Here is a 6,862-nt window from a genome sequence, read left to right on the forward strand (position 1 = left end):
AGGCCTCAAACGCCGGCGCCGCCCCTCATCCGGCCGTTCGGGCCACCTTCTGCCCGTGAACGGCGAGAAGGAAGAGGTGTCGCTCAAGCAAACGCGCCGTGGCAGTGCTTGTATTTCTTGCCGGAGCCGCAGGGGCAGGCCTCGTTGCGGCCGATCTTGCCCCAGGTCGCCGGGTTCCGCGGATCGCGGTTCTCCGGCGCGACGATCGCATTGGATTCCTGGCGCACCAGGAGTGCCGTCTCGCCGCCCTGGAAGTCGTCCTCGCCGGTGGTGCCGTCGATGTGGCTGCCGAACATGTCGGGGGCCTCGGGCGGCGGCGCTTCGGCGGCCTGGCGGACCAGCTCGACGCGCATCAGCTGCGCGGTGACAGCCTGGCGCAGATTGCCGAGCATGCCCTGGAACAGCTCGAAGGCCTCGCCCTTGTATTCCTGCAGCGGATCGCGCTGGGCATAGCCGCGGAAGCCGACGACCGAGCGCAGATGGTCGAGATTGACGATGTGCTCGCGCCAGAGGTGGTCCAGGGTCTGCAGCACCACCGAGCGTTCGACATAGCTCATCACGTCGGGGCCGAAACGCTCGGCGCGTTCCTTGGCTGCGGCCTCCGCGGCTGCGGTGATGCGCTCGCGGATGTCGTCCTCGGCGATGCCTTCTTCCTTGGCCCACTCCTCGACCGGCAGGTCGAGGTTGAGGAATTCGGCCACCTCGGCCTTGAGCCCGGCGACATTCCACTGCTCGGCATAGGCATTTTCGGGAATGTTCTTGGCGACGATCTCCTCGATGACGCCGTCGCGCATCTCGGCGACCGTCTCCGACAGGCCTTCGCCGTCCATAAGCTCGATGCGCTGCTCGAACACCACCTTGCGCTGGTCATTGGAGACGTCGTCATACTTCAACAGGTTCTTGCGGATGTCGAAGTTGCGCGCCTCGACCTTCTTCTGCGCCTTTTCCAGCGCCTTGTTGATCCAGGGATGGATGATCGCCTCGTCTTCCTTGAGGCCGAGCTTCTGCAGCATGCCGTCCATGCGCTCGGATCCGAAGATGCGCATCAGGTCGTCCTGCAGCGACAGGAAGAACTTCGAGCGGCCGGGGTCGCCCTGGCGGCCGGAGCGGCCGCGCAGCTGATTGTCGATGCGGCGCGATTCATGGCGCTCGGTGGCGAGCACGTAGAGACCGCCGGCGGCGAGCGCCTTTTCCTTCAGGCGGGCGACGTCGTCGCGGATTGCCTTTTCCTTGGCTTCGCGCTCCGGACCTTCCGGCAGGTCACCGAGTTCTTCGGCGATGCGCATCTCGGCGTTGCCGCCGAGCTGGATGTCGGTACCGCGGCCGGCCATGTTGGTAGCGATGGTGATGGCGCCCGGCTTGCCGGCCTGGGCGACAATGGCGGCCTCGCGCTCGTGGTGGCGGGCATTCAGCACTTCGAAATGCTTGAAGCCGTCCTTGCGCAGGCGCTCGGCCAGTTGCTCGGATTTCTCGATTGAGGTGGTGCCGACCAGGATCGGCTGGCCCTTGTCGCGCGCGTCCTTGATCTCCCTGACGATCGCCTTGTACTTCTCGTCGACGGTCCGGTAGACCTCGTCGTCCTCATCCTTGCGCACGACCGGCAGGTTGGTCGGGATCTCGGTGACCTCGAGATTGTAGATGTTGGCGAACTCCTCGGCCTCGGTCAGCGCCGTGCCGGTCATGCCGGCGAGCTTGTCGTAGAGACGGAAATAATTCTGGAAGGTGACGGAGGCCAGCGTCTGGTTCTCAGGCTGTATCGCCACGTGCTCCTTGGCCTCGAGCGCCTGGTGCAGGCCTTCCGAATAGCGGCGGCCGGGCATCATGCGGCCGGTGAATTCGTCGATGATGACGATCTCGCCGTTGCGCACGATATAGTCCTTGTCGCGCTGGAACAGCCGATGCGCCTTGAGCGCATTGTTGACATGGTGGACGATGGCGACGTTCTCGACGTCGTAAAGCGACTCGCCCTTCAGAAGGCCTGCGTCGCGCAGCATGTTCTCGAGCTTCTCGGTGCCTTCCTCGGTGAAGATCGAGGTCTTCTGCTTCTCGTCGATCTCGTAGTCGGCCGGGTCGAGCTTGAGCATGAAGGCGTCGATGGTGTTGTACATCTCCGAACGGTCCTCGAGCGGACCGGAGATGATCAGCGGCGTGCGCGCCTCGTCGACCAGGATGGAATCGACTTCGTCGACAATGGCGTAGCTGTGACCGCGCTGCACCATCTGCGCGCGCTCATATTTCATGTTGTCGCGCAGATAGTCGAAGCCGAGCTCGTTGTTGGTGGCGTAGGTGACGTCGGCGGCGTAGGCGGTGCGACGCTCCTCGTCGGAGAGGCCGTGGACGATGACGCCGACGGTGAGGCCGAGGAACTTGTAGATGCGACCCATCCATTCGGAGTCGCGGGTGGCGAGGTAGTCGTTGACGGTGACGACGTGGACGCCCTTGCCGGCGAGCGCATTGAGATAGACGGGCAGCGTGCCGACCAGGGTCTTGCCTTCACCGGTGCGCATCTCGGCGATGCCGCCATTGTGCAGCACCATGCCGCCGATCAGCTGCACGTCGAAGGGACGCAGGCCGAGCACGCGGCGCGCGGCCTCGCGCACGGTGGCGAAGGCCGGGATCAGGAGATCATCGAGCGAGGCGCCGTTGGCGATATCCTGGCGGAACTTTTCCGTGCGGCCGCGCAGCTCGGCGTCGGAAAGCGCCCGCATCTCGTTTTCCATTGCGTTGATGGCCTCGACCCGCGGCCGGGTCGCCTTCACCCGGCGATCGTTGGAGGAGCCGAAAACCTTACGGGCGAGACCGCCGAGACTGACCATCCAATGGCCCTTTCGATAGCATTCTTATTCGTTGCGACAGGCACCGGGCGGCCCCATCAAATCCGCGTGAAACGCGGACAAACGCAAAAAGCGCCCGGAAAACGGTTCTGGACGCAAAGTCGTTGGACAGATAAGAGGGGGCTCAAACGATGTCAACGCCGCGCTGGTCCTGCGGACCGCGCCAAATTCCGCCACGATCTGGCCGATCTGAAGCCATTCAGCCCAAGCAATCCCCACCGGAGTTAATCTTGATGACCTTATTGTTCCGCCGCGCGTCGCTCGCCAGCCTTGGCCTGGCATTCGGACTGTCGGCTCTTTCGCTGTCGCCGGTGATGGCGCAGGAAGCCGCCCCGGCCCAGCCGGCTGCCCCGGCCGCAGCCGCCAAGCCGGTCGATCCGAACACCGTGGTCGCGACGATCAACGGCCAGCCGCTGACCGAGGCGGACCTTGGGCTTGCGGAAGGCGAGCTGTCGCAGCAGTTCCAGCAGCTGCCGCCGGAACAGCGCCGCGCGGCCGCCCTTTCGGCGGCCATTGAGATCCGTGTCATGGCCGCCCAGGCGGTCGCCACCGGCCTCGACAAGGATGCCGACTTCCAACGCCGCATGGCCTTCCTGCAGCAGCGGGCGTTGCATGGCGAGATGGTCGAGAAGGGCGTCGTCGCCAAGGTGACCGACGCCGAGATTCGCGCCCGCTACGACCAGGAGATCGCCAACACACCACCGGTCAATGAGGTGCATGCCCGTCACATCCTCGTGAAGACCAAGGAAGAGGCCGAGGCGATCATCAAGCAGCTCGACGGCGGCGCCGACTTCCAGAAGCTTGCCAACGAGCACACCAGCGATCCGAGCGGCAAGTCCAATGGCGGCGATCTCGGCTGGTTCGGACCGGGACAGATGGTGCCGGAGTTCGACAAGGCAGCGTTCGCGCTCGAAGTGGGCAAATACACCAAGGAGCCGGTGCAGTCGCAGTTCGGCTGGCACGTCATCAAGCTCGAGGACAAGCGGGCCAAGCAGCCGCCGGCCTTCGAGGAGGTCAAGGACCAGGCCAAGCAGGCGGTCATCCGCGACAAGTATTTCGCGCTGGTGAAGCAACTGCGCGCCGACGCCAAGGTCGAGATTCCCGACGCCAACCTGAAGAAGGCGGTCGAGACGATCGAAAGCGGCAAGTAAGCCGGCGAGATGGAAGTCATGAAAAGGGCGCCGACCGGCGCCCTTTTTTGTTTCACGCAGAGCGTTTCACCTTTTCCTGGAAACGCTGAACCGCTCTATCTCTTTGTTTGACGCAATTCCGGACGGAACGCCGCTTCGCACTTTTCCTGGAATTGCCGCGGCAGACAGCCATAGCCAGCCGTCAACGAGTGCTGGAAATGCCCGAAATCAGATAGTGGACGGCGGCGCGCAATCTGGCCTCGTCCTCGTCGAGACGGTTGGTCAACAGATGCCGCCAGGCATAGGAGGCGATCAGGTCGGCGACGATCTCGGCATCGACGTCGGGCGCGACCTCGCCGCGCGCCTTGGCGCGCACGATCAACTGGCCGGTGTGGGCGCGGCGTCCGGCCGCGTAGCCGGCAAGGGCGGCGGCAGCCTGGCTATCCGACTGCGCCTCGGCGATTAGCGATCTGAACACATTGCCCGACGATGTAAGGCGCCAGTGCGCGAACAGGTTCTTCAGGAAGCCGACTAGGTCGTCCTCCAGATGGCCGGTGTCGGGGACGTTGACCCGCTTCTGCCGCTGGTAGACGTCGAGCAGCAGGGCGGCCTTGCTTGGCCACCAGCGATAGATGGTCGGCTTGCCGGCCCGCGCCCGGCGCGCCACCGCCTCGATCGAAAAGCCTGAATAGCCGGCCTCCGCCAGCACCGCCTCGGCGGCGTCGAGAATGGCGTCGGCGCTCTCGGGATTGCGCTTCGCGCCGATCGATTTGCGCCCGGGGCCGGGAGTCATGCTCATCCTGATCCTCCTTGGCCGGTGAGTCCGTCACCAATCATATTGGGTTGCCTGTGCAAACGAAACGCCCCGTTCCGGGTTGCGTGCCCGCGGTCCAGCTTGGAAGGCACGGCCAGGACGCCCCTTGCGTCGGCGCGCCGTATCGGGCAAACCGGCCTTCCCTTTGCGATTTCCGCCGCCCGAGGTCCCCATGTCCGCAACGATTTCGCCGCTCGCGCCGAAGAAATATCCGAAAATGCCCGCCATCGAAGGCGTGCGCATCGCCACCGCCGAGGCGGGGATCAAGTACAAAAACCGCACCGACCTTCTGGCCATGGTCTTCGATCCGGGCACCGCCGTCGCCGGCGTGTTCACCAAGTCGAAATGTCCGTCGGCGCCAGTCGATTTCTGCCGGCAGAACCTGGGCGCCGGCAAGGCGCGCGTGCTGGTCGTCAATTCCGGCAACGCCAATGCCTTCACCGGCAAGAAGGGCCGCGCTTCCACCGCGCTGACCGGCGAGGCGGCGGCCAAGGCGGCCGGATGCGCCACGTGCGAAGTGTTCCTGGCCTCCACCGGCGTCATCGGCGAGCCGCTCGACACAGCCAGGTTCAGCCATCTGCTCGCCGGGCTGGTCAAGGATGGCAAGCCCGATCTGTGGACCGAGGCCGCCAAGGCCATCATGACCACGGACACCTATCCGAAGGTGGCGACGGCGACGGTGAAGCTCGGCGACGCCGACGTAACCATCAACGGCATTGCCAAGGGCGCCGGCATGATCGCGCCAGACATGGCGACGATGCTCTCCTTTATCGCCACCGACGCGCCGATCGCCGCACCGGTGCTGCAGGATCTGTTGTCGCGCGGCACGACCAAGACCTTCAACGCGGTGACCGTCGATAGCGATACCTCGACCAGCGACACGCTTCTCTTGTTCGCCACGGGTGCCGCGGCCAAGCGCGGTGCGCCGGCAATCACCGACGCGAAGGACGCTCGGCTCGGCGCGTTCCGCCGCGCGCTCGGCAAAATACTGAAAACGCTGGCGCTGCAGGTTGTGCGCGACGGCGAGGGTGCGCGCAAGCAGGTCGAAGTCACCGTCACCGGCGCCAAATCGGCCCGTTCGGCCAAGCGCATCGCGCTGTCGATCGCCAATTCGCCGCTGGTCAAGACGGCCGTCGCCGGAGAGGACGCCAATTGGGGGCGTGTCGTCATGGCGGTCGGCAAGGCCGGCGAGCCCGCCGACCGCGACCTTCTGTCGATCTGGTTCGGCGACAACAGGCTGGCGCATGAGGGCGAGCGCGATCCGGCCTATTCCGAGGAAGCGACCTCGGCCTACATGAAGCGCGACGACATCCGCATCCGCGCCGACATCGGCATCGGCCGCGGCAAGGCGACGGTGTGGACCTGCGACCTGACCAAGGAATATGTCGCCATCAATGGCGACTACAGGAGCTGACGACGTTGATGTCCAGACATCCGGCAAGCGTGCTCGCGACGGTGCGCCGCTACGAGGCTGCCGGGTTCCGCGCCTGGCCCGCCGCCGCCGTCCACTATGATGGCACATGGGTGGTGCGGCTGACGGCCGGCCACGCGGCCAAGCGGCTGAACTCGGTCAATCCGCTCGATCCCGGCGACACCCAGCACATTGCCGAGCGCATCGGCCGCGCCAGCCGGCGCTTCGAAGCATATGGCAGGCCGCTGACCTTTCGCATATCGCCACTGTCGGGCCCTGTCCTGTCAAAGCATCTCGACAGCGAAGGCTGGAGCAGCTTCGACGAATCGCTGGTGATGCGCCTGCCGCTCGCCGATGCCCAGCTCGATCCCGCCATGGACCAAATCCCGCTGAAGGACATCAGCCGCTTCATCGGCGCGCTGCTCAAGGTGAGTGGCTCGGACGTGTCGCTGAGGCCGGGCCTGTCGGAGATCATCGGCGCCATCCAGCCGGAGGCCGGGCTGTTCGCGCTCGAGGATGGCAGCGAGCCACTGGCGACGCTGATCTGCGTCCACGACGGCGATCTCGCCGGCCTGTTCGAAGTCGCCACCGACAAGGCGGCGCGCAACAGGGGCCATGGCCGAAACCTCATCCTGTCGGCGTTGAAGTGGGCGCGGCTGCGCGGCGCGCGGGA

Annotated in this window: 5 protein-coding genes; 3 read left to right on the forward strand and 2 right to left on the reverse strand. The window is 65.4% G+C overall.

All coding sequences use genetic code 11. From position 1 onward, the window contains the following. Positions 1 to 83: 83 nt before the first annotated feature. Complete coding sequence (secA, locus tag EN745_RS07235) at positions 84 to 2,816, reverse strand: preprotein translocase subunit SecA (protein ID WP_126058131.1); 2,733 nt, start codon at positions 2,814 to 2,816, stop codon at positions 84 to 86. A gap of 251 nt (positions 2,817 to 3,067) precedes the next feature. On the opposite strand from secA, the gene EN745_RS07240 reads away from it, so the two are divergent. Then, positions 3,068 to 3,985 carry a peptidylprolyl isomerase gene (locus EN745_RS07240; RefSeq protein WP_126058132.1) on the forward strand — a complete coding sequence of 306 codons (918 nt, stop codon included), beginning with the start codon at positions 3,068 to 3,070 and terminating at the stop codon, positions 3,983 to 3,985. 181 nt (positions 3,986 to 4,166) lie between these two features. On the opposite strand, the gene EN745_RS07245 is transcribed toward EN745_RS07240, so the two are convergent. Beyond that, the gene (locus EN745_RS07245; RefSeq protein WP_127420873.1) at positions 4,167 to 4,763 is read right to left on the reverse strand and encodes a TetR/AcrR family transcriptional regulator; all 597 of its coding nucleotides are present in this window, start codon (positions 4,761 to 4,763) and stop codon (positions 4,167 to 4,169) included. Between the two features lie 187 nt (positions 4,764 to 4,950). Between EN745_RS07245 and argJ the strand changes: the two genes are divergently transcribed. Then, positions 4,951 to 6,192: a bifunctional glutamate N-acetyltransferase/amino-acid acetyltransferase ArgJ gene (gene argJ / locus EN745_RS07250; RefSeq protein WP_127420874.1), complete on the forward strand. Its 1,242-nt coding sequence runs from the start codon at positions 4,951 to 4,953 to the stop codon at positions 6,190 to 6,192. Positions 6,193 to 6,200: 8 nt separating this feature from the next. Next, the coding region (locus EN745_RS07255) for a GNAT family N-acetyltransferase (protein ID WP_245487660.1) at positions 6,201 to 6,862 on the forward strand (662 nt) is incomplete at its 3' end.

The sequence above is a fragment of the Mesorhizobium sp. M4A.F.Ca.ET.022.05.2.1 genome, assembly GCF_003998845.1.
Classification (GTDB): domain Bacteria; phylum Pseudomonadota; class Alphaproteobacteria; order Rhizobiales; family Rhizobiaceae; genus Mesorhizobium.